Origin of the sequence: Proteus vulgaris, assembly GCF_011045815.1 — a bacterium.
In the GTDB taxonomy this organism is placed as follows: Bacteria; Pseudomonadota; Gammaproteobacteria; order Enterobacterales; family Enterobacteriaceae; genus Proteus; species Proteus vulgaris_B.
In genome coordinates, this window is sequence record NZ_CP047344.1 from 1,379,691 (window position 1) to 1,395,783 (window position 16,093).

A 16,093-nucleotide genomic window follows, 5' to 3' on the forward strand; every position below is an offset into this window, starting at 1 on the left:
CTCTGCAACATAAAAACAAGCTGTAAAACTTAGATGAGTTTACCACGTTAAACATAATTTGGGAGTATATTAGCATCATTTACCAAATAAATTGATTACATGTATTAATAAACTATTAACATTCTGTTGACTTTTAATGTTTTCAATTGAATATTCGACTGGCTAAACAGATTTTTGACGAGTAAGCTTTGGCAATATAACCGTTAAATAGTCGTGTTAACTAAAAGGTTTTTTTCTATGACACAACAAAGAATCGCGAAATTTCGCAAAGATTATCGTGCCCCTGACTACACAATCACCGATTTACATCTTGATTTTATCTTAGATAAAGAAAACACTCAGGTTACAGCAATCAGCCAATGTAAACGTCTAAACTCAAATGCGACAGCATTAGTATTAGATGGTGAAGATTTAACATTAAAATCAATTTCAGTTAATGATGTTGCTTGGACACACTATAAAGAAGAAAACGGCAAACTCATCATTGAACAATTACCAGAGCAATTTACATTAAAAATTATCAATGAAATTAATCCATCAGCCAATACAGCATTAGAAGGGCTGTATGTGTCAGGTGATGCATTGTGTACACAATGCGAAGCTGAAGGTTTCCGTCATATTACTTATTATTTAGATAGACCTGATGTGCTAGCTCGTTACACCACGACAATCACCGCAGATAAAAAACAGTATCCTTATTTATTATCTAATGGTAACCGCATCGCACAAGGTGAACTTGAAGATGGACGTCATTGGGTAACATGGGAAGATCCACATCCAAAACCAAGTTATTTATTTGCGGTTGTTGCAGGTGATTTTGATGTACTACGAGATATTTTTATCACCAAAAGCGGTCGTGAAGTTGCTTTAGAGCTTTTTGTTGATAAAGGTAATTTAGATCGTGCAGATTGGGCAATGACATCATTAAAAAATGCGATGGCATGGGATCAATCTCGCTTTAATTTAGAATACGATCTTGATATCTATATGATAGTTGCTGTTGATTTCTTTAATATGGGTGCAATGGAGAATAAAGGGCTGAATGTCTTTAACTCTAAATATGTACTAGCGAAAAGTGAAACGGCAACTGACAAAGATTACTTAGGCATTGAGTCTGTTATTGGTCATGAATATTTCCATAACTGGACAGGTAACCGCATTACTTGTCGCGATTGGTTCCAATTAAGCCTAAAAGAAGGCTTAACGGTTTTCCGTGACCAAGAATTCAGTTCAGATTTAGGCTCTCGCTCCGTTAACCGTATCAATAATGTACGAGTAATGCGTACTGCTCAGTTCGCAGAAGATGCAAGCCCAATGGCACATCCAATTCGTCCTGATAGTGTGATCGAAATGAACAACTTCTATACTTTAACAGTATATGAAAAAGGTTCAGAAGTGATCAGAATGATCCATACCTTATTAGGTGAAGAGAAATTCCAAGCGGGTATTCAAATGTATATTCATCGTCACGATGGTAGTGCTGCAACCTGTGACGATTTTATTCAAGCGATGGAAGATGCTTCTAATGTTGATCTTACTTTATTCCGTCGTTGGTATAGTCAATCAGGTACACCACAACTGACAGTACGTGACAGCTATGATGTGAATAAAAAGCAATACACCTTAACTGTTAGTCAAATGACACCACCAACAGCTGATCAAGCAGAAAAACAAGCACTACATATTCCATTAGATATTGAATTGTATGATCATAAAGGCAATGTGATCCCTCTGCGTTCACAAGGCCAGGCGATTTCTAATGTATTAAATGTCGTCCGTGAAGAACAACAATTTGTATTTGATGACGTTCCAGAACAGCCAATCCCCTCTTTATTACGTGAGTTTTCTGCACCTGTAAAACTTGATTATCCATTTACGGATGAACAATTATCCTTTTTAATGAAATATGCTCGTAATGCATTTTCTCGTTGGGATGCGGCACAATCATTGTTGGGGCGCTATATAAAAGAAAATGTTACTCGAGTTCAAAAGGGTGAAAACTGCATTCTTCCTGAAATGGTAATTGATGCTTTCCGTGCAGTATTGCTGGATAAAGATATCGATCCTGCATTAGCAGCACTTATTCTGACATTACCAACGGACGTTGAAGCGGGTGAGTCATTTAGCATTATCGATCCAATAGCTATTCATGAGGTGCTTGGTTTTATTCGTAAAACACTTGCAACTGAAATGGCAGATGAATTCTCTGCTGTTTACCATTCTATGCATATTGACGCTTATCGTGTTAATCATGAAGATATTGCAAAACGTGATTTACGTAATGTTTGCTTAGGTTATTTAGCGGTTGAAAATGAGCAAACAGGTAACAAACTTGTTGATGCACAATATCACAACAGCGATAACATGACTGATGCTCTTGCAGCACTTCATGCTGCTGTAATGGCGCAGTTACCTTGTAAAGATACGCTATTACAAGAGTTCGATGATAAATGGCATCAAGATGGATTAGTGATGGATAAATGGTTTAGCTTGCAAGCTATGAGCCCAGCAAAAGATGTGTTACAAAAAGTACGTAGTTTGTTATCTCATCGCTCATTTACACTAGCAAACCCTAACCGTACTCGTGCATTAATTGGCGCATTTGTAAATAATAACCCAGTCGCTTTCCATGCTGAAGATGGTTCCGGTTACTTATTATTGACTGAAATTCTGACTGACTTAAATAGCCGTAACCCACAAGTCGCTTCACGCCTTATTGAACCTTTTATTCGTTTAAAACGCTATGATGCAACACGTCAAGAAAAAATGCGTGCAGAGTTATTAAAACTGAAAGCACTTGAGAATTTATCAGGTGATCTCTATGAGAAAATTACCAAAGCGTTAGCTGATTAATATCGCGCTTAATATCACTTTATAAGTGAATAAGTAGCGAAAAATTAGCATGATAATCAGATCCCCAGCATAGTCTGGGGATTTTTTATGGTGAATTGTGAAATAAGAGCGTTTACTTTTCATGTTTTTATCTATATTATGCACGACGCTTAAATCGTCGTAGACATATCATTCCTAATACCCGATATTCTCAATGGAGATCGTATGTATTATTCCTTAGTAAGGAAGGCATTGTTTCGGCTAGATCCTGAACGTGCCCATGATTTTACCTTCCGTCAGTTAAAACGTTTATCTCATTCCCCATTTCAATTTCTTATTCAGCAATCACTTCCTTCAAAACCTGTTTCCTGTATGGGACTCTCATTTAAAAATCCACTTGGTCTTGCTGCTGGTCTTGATAAGAACGGTGATTGTATCGATGCCCTTGGTGCTATGGGATTTGGTTTTATTGAAGTCGGCACAGTGACACCACGCCCTCAAGTGGGAAATGATAAACCGCGTTTGTTTCGGTTAGTGGAAGCTGAAGGGTTAATTAACCGTATGGGATTTAATAATCTCGGTGTTGATAATCTTATTGAAAATGTAAAACAATCTCGTTATGGCGGTGTGCTAGGTATTAATATTGGTAAAAATAAAGATACTCCTGTAGAGCAAGGCAAAGACGATTATCTGATTTGCATGGAAAAAGTTTATGCACATGCTGGTTATATCGCGATTAATATTTCATCCCCAAATACTCCAGGCTTGCGTACACTGCAATATGGCGAAGCATTAGACGATTTGTTATCTGCAATTAAAAATAAACAATTAGAGTTGCAAGGAAAATATCAAAAATATGTTCCTGTTGCCGTCAAAATTGCACCTGATTTAACACATGAAGAATTAATTCAAGTTGCAGATAGCTTAGTGCGTCATCATATTGATGGTGTTATTGCGACAAATACCACATTAGATAAGTCATTAGTCAGTGGATTAGATCATTGTAATGAAGCTGGGGGATTAAGTGGTCGTCCTGTTCAATCAAAAAGCACACAAATAATTCGCCAATTAAATGAAGAATTAAAAGGCGCATTACCTATTATTGGTGTAGGTGGAATTGATTCATTAACAGCAGCCAGAGAAAAAATGGATGCCGGTGCTTCTCTTATTCAAGTCTATTCAGGATTCATTTATCAAGGTCCTGCACTTATCAAATCCATAATTAATCACATATAAATGCATTTAATAATGAGTTAAGGGCTTTTCTTCTGCCCTTAACTCGTTTATATTGCCCCTAGTTGGTTATTTTTTATTAAATTGCACTGATTGTGCTTAATTAATAGTAAAATGAATCCTGTTTTTGTTAGGTGATATTAAATATTTTATTTATGTCATTTAATTTTGATTATTTGTCAGAGTATAAAACAGGTAATGAATCGAAGGGGGATTAATTAGTGATAATAAAACCCGATGATCGCTGGCGTTGGTATTTTGATGTTGAGCAACAAAGATTAATGCTTGATTTAGCCAATGGCATGGTTTTTCGTTCTCGCTTTCCAAGCAAAATGCTAAGTGAGAGTGCTTGCCAATCAGCATCTTTTACCGTCGATGACGCAGCTCTTTATTATGGATATGATGAGCAGATCCGCCAGATTGATATGCCGTCAGAATCAAGAGCTGAATTAGCTTTAAATGCATTAATAGCCCATCGCTTTTTAAAACCGCTGATGCCTAAGAGTTGGTATTTTGAAGTTAACAATAATCCAACCAACCCTTATTTATCGCAAGTGGTAGGGGCTTCATTAAAAGAAGGTAATGAAACAGCCCTTTTTTTAGTGGCAGAAGTAGGTACTCAAGCTTGTTTATGCTTATTAGCGCAACCTCAATTAACGTTATTCGATAGAACACTTAATTTTTGTGACCCAATAAAAATTATGAATGACAGGTTAAGCAATTACCATAAAGAATCGGAGTCAGGATCATTTTTGTACGAAAAAGTTATTTAACAAAAAGAGTAAAAAGGACTTACTCTTTTTATTATTACTCATTAATTTAACATCCCAAAAAAATTTACCTTAAACAACACTTCCTAAAACCAAATCTCTATTATTCTTCTTTTCTTACAATACACGTCTAGAAACAAATAAAGTGAGTTCATTGATAATTTATTACTCAGGTCTTAATAAGATAATTCTTATTAAATAAACTGTTTTATTTAAAATAAAAAAGAAGATAAGGACAAATTACCTTCTTTTAATTTGTGATAAAGATAAGTGTTATTTTTTGTTAAATGAAAGTTTTACATTACTTTTAGGTATGCAACTGCACGCTAAAATTTTACCTGCACGTTTAATGGCTCCTGCTTTTAATGCGTTAACATCACCTTCATCTAATTGAATTAGACAAGAGCCACAAAGACCAGCTCGACAACTATAAGGGATGGTATAGCCATTATTCTCAAGTTGCTCTAATAGCACTTCTTGATTATTGCCTTCAAAAACTTCACCATTAAATTCAATACTGACAGCCTGTTCTTGTGTGTTTTCAACAATAGGTGTTAATTGTGTTTCAATAGGAGCTGTTACAAGATACTGTTTTGCTTTTTTATAAGCTAATACCTCAACAGTATCTCCCACACGAATAATGCCAGTTTGGCGAATGATGACATTTTGACCAAAATCGACATCACCTGTTTCATCACTACGGAATGTTTGCAGTGTTGCAAGTGGTTCTGTGTTAGGATGTTTAACGCCTTTATCAATACTAATTGTAGTCATAATGCAACGGCTACAAGGTTTCATCAGATCCATCACAACAGAACCAACACGAATAGTCTGCCAAGTATCTTCTTCAAAAGGCTTTGCACCTGTTATGAGGATATTACCTCGAAATTGCTCAATATTAATTGAAGCGGGGCAACGCTGTTGTAAGTATTGAAATGAGGCTTCATTAATTAATAAGTAAGGGTAACCATCAGCAAAAGAAACAGAGGTTTCCGGATTTTTCTTCACTCGGCGCGTCGATTTTTCGCCAGTCCAACGAAGTTGAACATCCATATTTAAATAACGACTGAACCACTGATTTATTTCATCTGGAGCCACATACGCGGTAAAATGGTTGCCCCAAACTTCTGTCGGTTGCAATGTGGTCTCAAAATCTTGATAAGTGATAGCTATAGCCTCACCATCAGGTGCTTGAATATAAATACCATTTGCCATGACAGTGGGAATAAAACACAGCAAAACGGGAAATTTTCGTGCCGTGATAAAAGTCCCTTCAGGGGTAGTTATCATAAAATCGCGATCAAACGTGAATCCGCTCTCACGAGCAAATGCATGAGAAAGGCGAATTCCCTTCATTGATTTAACTGGGTGTATATAAAGGCGTGAAACGTTGATCATCGGTGCTCCCAAAAGACATTATTATTTTTTATAGCCAGTAACTTTATGACAACGTAATACAATTAGCTATAATGCCCAACAATTTTATTTTAGGTGGTAACAATACTATGCGCTCTCTGTTTGCCAGCACAGGCCGAGGTCTGGAAGAACTATTAAAATCTGAACTTGAACACCTTGGTGCTCAGGCTTGCCAGATAACACAAGGCGGTGTTTATTTTCGTGCTGATGATAAAACCATGTATCAGTCTTTGCTTTGGAGTCGTTTAGCGTCACGTATTATGTTGCCGTTAAATGAATTCAATGTGTATAGTGATCTAGACTTATATCTTGGTGTGCAGGCAATTGATTGGAGTGAGATTTTTACTGTTAATCAGACCTTTGCTATCCATTTTAATGGTACTAATGACATTATTCGTAATAGCCAATATGGTGCATTAAAAGCAAAAGATGCCATCGTTGACTCATTTCAACGCAAAATAGGGCAACGTCCTGATGTGGCTAAACAATCTCCTGATATCCGCTTAACGATCCATCTTCATAAAGAAAAAGCATCACTCTCTTTAGACTTAAGTGGTGATGGCTTACATCAACGAGGTTATCGTGATTTAACCGGGCAAGCACCTTTAAAAGAAAATTTAGCGGCTGCGATCATTATGCGTTCTGGTTGGAAAACTGATACACCATTAATTGATCCAATGTGTGGCTCAGGAACATTATTAATTGAAGCTGCCATGATGGCAACAGACTGCGCTCCAGCATTAAATCGAGTTCATTGGGGCTTTCGTCATTGGTTAGGCCATGATGAAGCATTATGGAAAGAAGTCACTCATGAGGCTTTTGCTCGCTTTCGTGAAGGTAAAAAGAATACAACTGCCCGTTTTTATGGTTTTGATGTTGATAAACGTGTGTTGGATATGGCAAGAGCTAATGCGCGCAGAGCGGATGTTGCTGATTTAATTACGTTTGCTCATGGTGATGCGGCAAAACTGACTAATCCTGTATCAGCAGAAATAAAAGGAACAATTATCAGTAACCCGCCTTATGGTGAGCGTTTAGAAAGTGAGCCAGCACTAATTGCACTGCATAGTCAATTAGGAAGAGCTATAAAGGCACACTTCCCAGGTTGGCGATTATCATTATTTAGTGCATCACCTGAGTTATTGAGTTGTATTCAATTACGTGCAGAACGCGAGTTCAAAGCAAAAAATGGCCCTCTTGATTGCGTACAGAAAAACTATTTACTTTCTGATACCCCATCAACAATTAACACTGGGCTTGCTGAAGATTTTGCAAACCGTTTGCGTAAAAATGAGAAAAAACTCACGAAATGGGCAAAACAACAGCAAATTGAATGCTATCGCTTATACGATGCTGATTTACCTGAATATAATGTTGCCGTAGATCGTTATGGTGAAAAAGTCGTTATTCAAGAATATGCACCACCTAAAACAATTAATGAACATAAAGCACGCCAACGTTTGTTTGATGTTATTAGCGCTACGATGGAAGTATTAGCATTACGTTCTGATCAACTGATTTTAAAAACCCGTCAACGCCAAAAAGGTAAATTACAGTATGAAAAAATGGCAGAGAAGGGTGATTTCTTTTTAGTTAATGAGTTTGGTGCAAAATTTTGGGTAAATCTTACGGATTACCTCGATACAGGACTGTTTTTAGATCACCGTATTGCACGAAAAATGTTGGGTGAAATGAGCAAAGGAAAAGATTTCTTAAACCTCTTTGCTTATACCGGTACTGCATCTGTACACGCTGGAATTGGTGGTGCAAAAAGTACAACGACAGTTGATATGTCACGCACTTATCTTGAATGGGCGGAGAAAAACTTCCAAGCAAATGGCCTATCAGGTAGACAACATCGTTTAATGCAGGCTGATTGTTTACAATGGTTAATGCAAAGCAATGAACAATTTGATGTGATTTTTATCGATCCACCTACGTTTTCTAACTCAAAGCGTATGGAAAATACCTTTGATGTTCAACGTGATCATATTGAATTGATGAAACATCTAAAACGTTTGTTGAGAAAAGGTGGCACGATCATGTTCTCAAATAACAAACGTGGGTTCAAAATGGAACATGAAGAGTTAGCAAAAATAGGATTATCCGCAAAAGAGATAACACAGAAAACATTATCACAAGACTTTGCGCGTAACCGCCAAATCCACAATTGCTGGCTGTTAACTCATGCTGGTGAGGAATAATTTACAATGCCATTAATTAGTTTGACAGGGGCTTATTTATCTTTCAGTGATGCTCCTTTATTAGATAGCACCGATTTATTTATTGAAGAAAATGAACGCGTTTGTTTAGTTGGTCGTAATGGTGCCGGAAAATCAACACTATTAAGAGTGTTATCAAAAGAACAACCTTTAGATGATGGTCAAGTTGTTTATGAGCAAGATCTTGTGACTGCTCGCTTACAGCAAGATCCCCCAAGAGATATTGAAGGCACTATCTTTGATTTTGTTGCTGAAGGTGTTGAAGAAGATGCTAAATATCTAACGGATTATCATCATATTTCTAAATTGATTGAAACAGATCCTTCTGATAAAAATCTCAATAAAATGGCAGAGCTGCAAGAAGTACTCGATAGTCGTAACTTATGGTTACTTGATAGCCGAATTGCAGAAGTGCTAGAGAAACTTGGTTTAGATGGTGAAGCTGAGCTTTCTTCTTTATCAGGTGGTTGGTTGAGAAAAGCGGCATTAGGGCGTGCATTAGTTAGCGCACCAAGAGTGTTATTTTTAGATGAACCAACAAACCACCTTGATATTGAAACGATCCTTTGGCTTGAGAAATTCTTAAAAGATTTCCAAGGAAGCATCGTATTTATTTCCCATGACCGTTCATTTATTCGAAATATGGCAACCCGTATTATCGATCTTGATCGAGGTAAACTCTCTTCATGGCCGGGAAATTACGATAAATATCTTGAGAGCAAAGAAGAAGCATTACGTGTTGAAGAGCAACAAAATGCAGAGTTTGATCGCAAATTAGCGCAAGAAGAAGCGTGGATACGACAAGGGATTAAAGCACGACGTACTCGTAACGAAGGTCGTGTACGTGCTCTAAAAGCATTGCGTGTTGAGCGTAGTGAACGCCGAGAGGTGTTAGGCAGTGCGCGTATGCAAGTCGAAGAAGCAACTCGTTCTGGTAAAATCGTATTCGAGTTAGAAGATGTTAATTATAGCATTGGAACCCGCAAGTTAGTTCGCGATTTTTCTGCCAAAGTACAACGTGGCGATAAAATTGCGCTGGTGGGGCCAAATGGTTGCGGTAAAACCACATTATTAAAACTGATGTTAGGTGATTTAAAAGCTGACAGTGGCCGAGTGCATTGTGGTACTAAACTTGAAGTGGCTTATTTCGATCAGCATCGTGCCACTCTTGATCCAGATAAAACTGTGATGGATAACCTTGCTGAAGGTAAGCAAGAAGTAATGGTCAATGGCCGCCCTCGTCATGTATTAGGTTATTTACAAGACTTTTTATTTCCACCTAAGCGCGCAATGACACCGGTTCGGGCACTTTCAGGTGGTGAAAGAAATCGTTTATTACTGGCTCGTTTGTTTTTAAAACCAAGCAATCTACTTATTCTGGATGAACCAACCAATGATCTTGATGTTGAAACATTAGAGTTATTAGAAGAACTCGTGGATGCGTATCAAGGCACTGTTTTACTGGTTAGCCATGACCGTGAATTCGTTGATAATAGTGTCACGGAATGTTGGATCTTTGAAGGTGATGGCGTTATTAACAGTTATGTAGGTGGTTATTACGACGCTCAGCAACAAAGAGCACAAACAGTTTCACTGAGAAGTGAACAAAATAAATCACGTAATGCACCAGAAAAAGCTGAAAAAGAAGCTAAAACTAAAGATAGCGCTAAAAAGAACACCCGTAGTGGCAATAAGTTAAGTTATCATTTAGCGCGTGAACTTGAACAACTGCCCGCTAAACTAGAAAGTTTAGAAACACAGTTAAGTGCGTTACAAGAAGAAGTAAGTGCTCCAGACTTCTTTACTCGTCCCCATGAGGAAACTGAAAAAGTCTTGAAAACACTTGCGGATAAAGAACAAGAGCTTGAAACCGCTTTTGATCGATGGCAAGAGTTAGAACTGATGCAAAGCGGTGAATAAATCGCCAGCCGAAAACGGGGCATTTGCCCCGTTTCACTTTCTGGATTAAATATTCTTTTATTGATCATTAAAAAATAAGAGGTGTCACTGTGTGTTCTGGTCAACAACATCGTCATGAACATAAGCATGAGCAAATATTATGTCCTCAGTGCGATCTGGTGGTCAGTGTTCCTGAATTAGTGCAAGGAACCAAAGCAACATGTCCTCGTTGTCACACAGTGCTAACGGCACGTTGGCGCCAGCCTTTTTATCAACCAGTAGCATTGGCAATCAGTGCATTATTTATGTTACTGATGGCGAGTCAGTTTACGTTTGTCAGTATGGAAGTTGCAGGTATTGCTAATAACGTAACATTGATGCAGATCCCAAGAGTGATGTTTAGTGAAAACTACATTGAATTGGGGGCTTTTTTCTTACTATTTGTTCAAATTGTGCCTGCTTTTTGTATGGTGGCAATTCTATTACTGTGTACACCAATCAAACTACCTAGAAAATTACAAATCTGGTTATCTCGCATTTTATTCCAACTTAAATCATGGTGTATGGCTGAAATTTTTCTCGCGGGAATTTTAGTTAGTTTTGTAAAATTAATGGCTTATGGTGATATTGGTTTAGGGTTAAGCTTTTTACCTTATGTTTTGTATTGTTTATTTCAAATCCGCGCCTTTCAGTGCCTTGATAGACATACACTATGGGAAAAATTAGAGCCACGCCCTGATTATCCTAGTATTAAATCAGGTAAATCAGGATTAAAACAAGGCGTAAGATTATGCCGTTCATGCACTGCGATTTTACCTGCTACGCAATACGAATGTAGTCGTTGTGAAGTTAAAGGACATGCAAGAAGACCGAAAAGCTTGCAATGGACAGTCTCACTGTTGATTACATCACTTATTCTTTATATCCCTGCAAATTTATTGCCTATTATGGTGACCGAATCGCTAGGTAATAATCTTTACTCTACGATTATGGCTGGGGTGATTTTGTTATGGGAAGATGGCTCTTATCCTGTTGCGATGGTGATATTTATTGCCAGTATTATGGTGCCAAGTTTGAAAATGATAGCAATAGCTTGGCTGTGTTGGGATGCACACAAATCCAATGGTAAAAGAGATCCTGCTAGAATGCATTTTCTCTATGAAGTTGTTGAATATGTAGGGCGTTGGTCAATGATTGACGTCTTTGTTATCGCTGTTTTAGCTTCATTAGTCAGAATGGGACGTCTGATGAGCATCTATCCAGATTTTGGTGTAGTGCTATTTGCAGTAGTTGTTGTATTAACGATGTTCTCTGCAATGATGTTTGATCCTCGGTTGACGTGGGATAAATGTACAGCCGATGATGATAAACCGATGATTAAGGAGCCTAAGGGTGACTGAACAGAATGAAACTGCTTTAACAGAAGCAAAAATTAACAAACTAAAAAGCTGGTCTCCAGTTTGGATCATACCGCTTGTCACCTTATTGATTGGTGCATGGATACTTTATTATCATTTCAGCCATCAAGGTCCAGAAGTTACCTTAATTACTTATAATGCTGAGGGCATTGAAGCGGGTAAAACAAAAATCAAAAGTCGTAGTGTTGATATTGGTTTAGTCGAAAGTGTTACACTCGATAGCAATTTTAGTCGTGTTATTATTAATGCGCGCCTAGATACAGGTATGAATGAGCTATTGCGGTCAGATACCGCTTTTTGGGTTGTAAGACCCCAAATAGGTAAAGAAGGGGTGACTGGTTTAGGTACCTTGCTTTCTGGTGCCTATATTGAATTACAACCAGGTTTAACTGGTAAAGAGAAAGGTGAATTTAATCTTCTTGATGCACCTCCTCTTGCTTCACCTGATGCAAAAGGTATTCGCATAAACTTGGTGAGTGAAAGAGCTGGGCAGTTAAATGCGGGAGATCCTGTTTTATTCAGAGGTTATCAAGTTGGCTCTGTAGAAACCAGTGAGTTTAATATTGATAGCCGAGACATGCATTATCAACTCTTCATTAAAGCGCCTTACGACAAAATGGTGACATCCAATGTTCGTTTCTGGAAAGATTCAGGAATTGCTTTTGATATGTCTTCATCGGGTGTGCGTGTTGAAATGGCATCACTTTCTACACTCTTTAGTGGTGGCGTGAGTTTTGATGTGCCGGCTGGTTGGTTACCTGGTGAACAAATTGCACCTAAAACAGAATTCAAACTCTACGATAATGAAAAGAGTATTCAAAACTCCTTATATACAGATTATCGCAGTTACATCATGTTTTTCTCTGATTCAGTAAGAGGGTTACAAGCTGGAGCACCGGTTGAATTCCGAGGAATTCGAATGGGGACTGTTGTGCAAGTGCCTTATTACACGAAAGGAATGCAACAATCGCTTGATAAAGATTTTCGTATTCCAGTGCTTATCCATGTTGAACCAGAACGTTTTGCCAATGATGTTGGTGAAAGTTTTGATTTCGTTAAAGAGATCTCTTCAGCTTCTAATAATGGTCTAAGAGCTTCATTAAAATCAGGAAATCTTTTAACGGGTGCTCTGTATATTGACCTTGATTTTTATCCAGATGAAACAAAATGGAAAGGACCTCAAGAGGTTGCTGGTTTTCAACAAATCCCTACTGTTAGCTCAGGTTTAGCGCAAATTCAGCAAAAAGTGATGACATCGCTTGATAAGATCAACAATCTTCCGGTTGAACCGATGCTTAAAGAGATGACAGCGACTTTATCTGAAAGCCAAAAAGCAGTAACTGAGGCAAAAGAAACACTGAAAGCATTAAATGCCATGATTGGCAGTGATGAATTTAGAAATCTTCCTAATGATATTCAACAGTCATTGAAAGAGATCAATCGTAGTATGCAAGGATTCCAACCAGGCTCTCCGGCATATGGAAAAATGATCGATAATATGCAGCAGCTTGATCAGGTTTTAAGAGAAATGCAGCCTTTATTGAAAACATTAAACAATAAAAGTAATGCATTAATTTTTGAGGCGAAGGAAGGTAAAGATCCAGAACCAAAGAGGGCTGAAAAATAATGAGATATATCATTGGAATATTTGTTTTGATGCTAACGGCATGTTCAAGCCAAACTGAGAAAACCTATTATCAGTTACCTGATATTTACCAAACAGGGGTATCAACTCAAGTCACGACAACACAGTCAGCGAAAAAGCCTCAAATTTGGGTTCAGCCGATCCGTTTGTCCAATATGCTGGTTAATGCTGGTATTGTTTATCAAACAACAGATATTAACTATACCGTAGCAAATCAGCATTTATGGATAAATCCACTTGATCAGCAATTACAACAGAACCTCATTTCAGGTTTAACAAAAGCATTACCTGGAACTGTTGTTGCGAACCAACCGATTGAAGATAATTTGGCAAAATTAACAGTTACAGTTAATTACTTTCAAGGTCGTTATGATGGGAAAGTGATCATTTCTGGTGATTGGATTTATACTGAAAATAGCAAAGTGATTAGTCAGCCATTCTCTCTTGTATTGATACAAACAGAAGATGGTTATCCTGCTTTAGTCCGTACATTAGGGCAAGGCTGGGAGCAGGTTGTTTCTGATATTGCGGCAACAATTCAAACTCAATATTAACTGGCTTAGCATACATTTATTTAAACCCAATATTCTCTTAAATTGCATTTAAGTTGAATATTGGGTTTTGTTTATAAAAAAGGAACAATATGTTAGAAATGCTTAAAAAGAAATATCCCTCTGCAATCAGCTGGTCATTTGGTGACAATGCTCAGTTAGCGGATGAACTTGCAGTACTGGTGGTAGAAGGAAAAAAAACGGCAACATGTAGTTCATTAAGCGGTTTTTTTAGTGACAGTACTATTCCTGTTATTGGTGGTTTTAGCATTATTTTAAATAGTCAAAATGAGCCAGTTTGCGTTATTCGCACACGTTCTATGCAGTTAATCCGTTTTAATGAAGTCACAGAAGAACAAGCTAATAAAGAAGGGGAAGGGGATTTAAGTTTGGCATATTGGCAAGACGGACATAAAACTTTTTTTACTCGAGAAGGCCATTTCTCAGAAGATATGGAGTTGGTATTTGAAGAGATTGAATTAATAGAAGTATGTAAGAGGTATTAATAACTTATTTTACTTTCTAAGATGACTAATTCCTTAATAACAATAAGGTAATTCTAATAGGCTTTTCTATAAATAAATAAAAAAAGAGCAAAAAGTTATATCGTCTAATAATAGCTTATATTGACATTACTTTAAAAATAAAGATTATTTTTGTTTATTTAATTTGTTGATTATCTAAGATAAAAATAGATCTTATTATCTTAAATATTTTTAAATTTATTTATATCAATAGGTTAAATCAGTCTCCATTTTAAATCTTAAATTTAACCCTACAAATATTAATTAAATAAAGTTAATGATAACAAGTGTTATTAAAATTAAATTTAGCTCGGCTTCACAAATATGACATTTGTATTAACTTCTTTACTTGCTTAAATGCTCAATAAAGCGTATCAATTTATAGTGGTTGTTGAAAAAACAATCATTATCTTTCCGCTTAAACTTAGAACGTGAGGGTTGTCTAGACATGAAAAGACAGAAACGAGATCGTTTAGCAAGAGCATTATCGAAAGGTTATCAAGCTGGTATGCAAGGCCGTTCAAAAGAGCTTTGTCCTTATTTCGCGATTGATGCGCGTTCACACTGGCTGGGAGGTTGGCGACAGGCCATGGAAGATCGCCCGAGTCTGGTAAAATAAATAACCCGTCGTAGTAAAATAAACAATGGTGATATTAAATATAATCACTAAATTTTGCCGACGAACAGAATAAGGGTTATTTATATATTTCTGTGCTCACATTGAACACAGGACAATTTGAGTATAAATAACAAACAGTAGTTATAAATTGAATATAAAAAGGCTTGCATATTTTGCGAGCCTTTTTACATCATACTGGCATTGTTTTTATATTCAGCTGTACTTATTTTCTTACGTAAACGAAACCCATAAATGGTGAAAAAATATATTGATAAAAACTAAAATGAATATGATCTGTTTTTTATAAAGAAAATAAATACATTATTAGTACAGATAAAAAAATACCGTGTACTGTATATTACACGGTATTTCTATAATAATTTTTTGGAATTACCGATCTTAGAATGCAGTCGTATCTTTAAATAAGCCAACTTTTAAATCTTTTGCTTCATAAATCAGCTTACCATCAACATACACTTCACCGTCGGCGATACCCATAATTAGTCTACGATTGATAACACGTTTGAAATCAATTTTATAGGTAACTTTTTTTGCAGTTGGTAATATTTGTCCAGTGAATTTAACTTCACCTACACCAAGAGCACGACCTTTTCCTTCACCGCCAAGCCAGCCAAGATAAAAGCCAACAAGTTGCCACATGGCATCAAGGCCTAAGCAACCCGGCATCACAGGATCATTGACGAAATGGCAATCAAAGAACCATAAGTCGGGCTTGATATCGAATTCTGCTTCGATAAAGCCTTTATTATGGGAGCCGCCATCTTCAGTCATTTTAATGATGCGATCCATCATTAGCATATTACCAGACGGCAGTGGTGGGCCATCTTGGCCAAATAATTCACCACGGCCTGAAGCAATGAGGTCTTCTTTAGAATAAGATTCGCGTTTATCAACCATTGTCTATATAGCCTTTATCAAGTGTAAGACAACAGAATAGCTTACA

The 16,093-nt window shown here is 37.1% G+C and carries 12 protein-coding genes; 10 read left to right on the forward strand and 2 right to left on the reverse strand.

The features are described from left to right. Positions 1 to 237: 237 nt before the first annotated feature. From pepN to GTH24_RS06275, 3 genes are all read left to right on the forward strand, one after another. Positions 238 to 2,853 carry an aminopeptidase N gene (gene pepN, locus GTH24_RS06265; protein ID WP_072069656.1) on the forward strand — a complete coding sequence of 872 codons (2,616 nt, stop codon included), beginning with the start codon at positions 238 to 240 and terminating at the stop codon, positions 2,851 to 2,853. A gap of 204 nt (positions 2,854 to 3,057) precedes the next feature. Beyond that, a complete protein-coding gene (pyrD, locus tag GTH24_RS06270; RefSeq protein ID WP_036912193.1) occupies positions 3,058 to 4,068 on the forward strand; it encodes a quinone-dependent dihydroorotate dehydrogenase in 1,011 nt (336 codons plus the stop codon). Between the two features lie 218 nt (positions 4,069 to 4,286). Next, positions 4,287 to 4,838 (forward strand): cell division protein ZapC, encoded by a 552-nt coding sequence (locus tag GTH24_RS06275; protein ID WP_072069655.1) that lies wholly within the window; start codon positions 4,287 to 4,289, stop codon positions 4,836 to 4,838. 270 nt (positions 4,839 to 5,108) lie between these two features. Here GTH24_RS06275 and GTH24_RS06280 read toward each other — a convergent pair whose 3' ends face one another. Beyond that, positions 5,109 to 6,233, reverse strand: a complete 1,125-nt coding sequence (locus GTH24_RS06280) for a YcbX family protein (RefSeq protein ID WP_072069654.1) — start codon at positions 6,231 to 6,233, stop codon at positions 5,109 to 5,111. Between the two features lie 107 nt (positions 6,234 to 6,340). On the opposite strand from GTH24_RS06280, the gene rlmKL reads away from it, so the two are divergent. From rlmKL to rmf, 7 genes are all read left to right on the forward strand, one after another. Continuing rightward, the gene (gene rlmKL, locus GTH24_RS06285) at positions 6,341 to 8,455 is read left to right on the forward strand and encodes a bifunctional 23S rRNA (guanine(2069)-N(7))-methyltransferase RlmK/23S rRNA (guanine(2445)-N(2))-methyltransferase RlmL (RefSeq protein ID WP_072069653.1); all 2,115 of its coding nucleotides are present in this window, start codon (positions 6,341 to 6,343) and stop codon (positions 8,453 to 8,455) included. A 6-nt stretch (positions 8,456 to 8,461) separates the two neighbouring features. Then, a complete protein-coding gene (locus GTH24_RS06290) occupies positions 8,462 to 10,393 on the forward strand; it encodes an ABC transporter ATP-binding protein (RefSeq protein ID WP_164526082.1) in 1,932 nt (643 codons plus the stop codon). Between the two features lie 89 nt (positions 10,394 to 10,482). Next, positions 10,483 to 11,772 carry a membrane integrity-associated transporter subunit PqiA gene (gene pqiA, locus GTH24_RS06295; protein ID WP_072069651.1) on the forward strand — a complete coding sequence of 430 codons (1,290 nt, stop codon included), beginning with the start codon at positions 10,483 to 10,485 and terminating at the stop codon, positions 11,770 to 11,772. Continuing rightward, positions 11,765 to 13,417 carry an intermembrane transport protein PqiB gene (pqiB, locus tag GTH24_RS06300; RefSeq protein WP_072069650.1) on the forward strand — a complete coding sequence of 551 codons (1,653 nt, stop codon included), beginning with the start codon at positions 11,765 to 11,767 and terminating at the stop codon, positions 13,415 to 13,417. Before pqiA ends, pqiB begins: the two co-directional genes overlap by 8 nt. Beyond that, a complete protein-coding gene (gene pqiC, locus GTH24_RS06305; protein ID WP_164526083.1) occupies positions 13,417 to 13,989 on the forward strand; it encodes a membrane integrity-associated transporter subunit PqiC in 573 nt (190 codons plus the stop codon). Before pqiB ends, pqiC begins: the two co-directional genes overlap by 1 nt. Positions 13,990 to 14,078: 89 nt before the next feature. Further along, complete coding sequence (locus GTH24_RS06310; protein WP_164526084.1) at positions 14,079 to 14,492, forward strand: ASCH domain-containing protein; 414 nt, start codon at positions 14,079 to 14,081, stop codon at positions 14,490 to 14,492. A gap of 466 nt (positions 14,493 to 14,958) precedes the next feature. Further along, complete coding sequence (gene rmf / locus GTH24_RS06315; protein WP_023581348.1) at positions 14,959 to 15,129, forward strand: ribosome modulation factor; 171 nt, start codon at positions 14,959 to 14,961, stop codon at positions 15,127 to 15,129. Positions 15,130 to 15,528: 399 nt separating this feature from the next. On the opposite strand, the gene fabA is transcribed toward rmf, so the two are convergent. Next, the gene (fabA, locus tag GTH24_RS06320; RefSeq protein WP_072069647.1) at positions 15,529 to 16,047 is read right to left on the reverse strand and encodes a bifunctional 3-hydroxydecanoyl-ACP dehydratase/trans-2-decenoyl-ACP isomerase; all 519 of its coding nucleotides are present in this window, start codon (positions 16,045 to 16,047) and stop codon (positions 15,529 to 15,531) included. Positions 16,048 to 16,093: the final 46 nt, after the last annotated feature.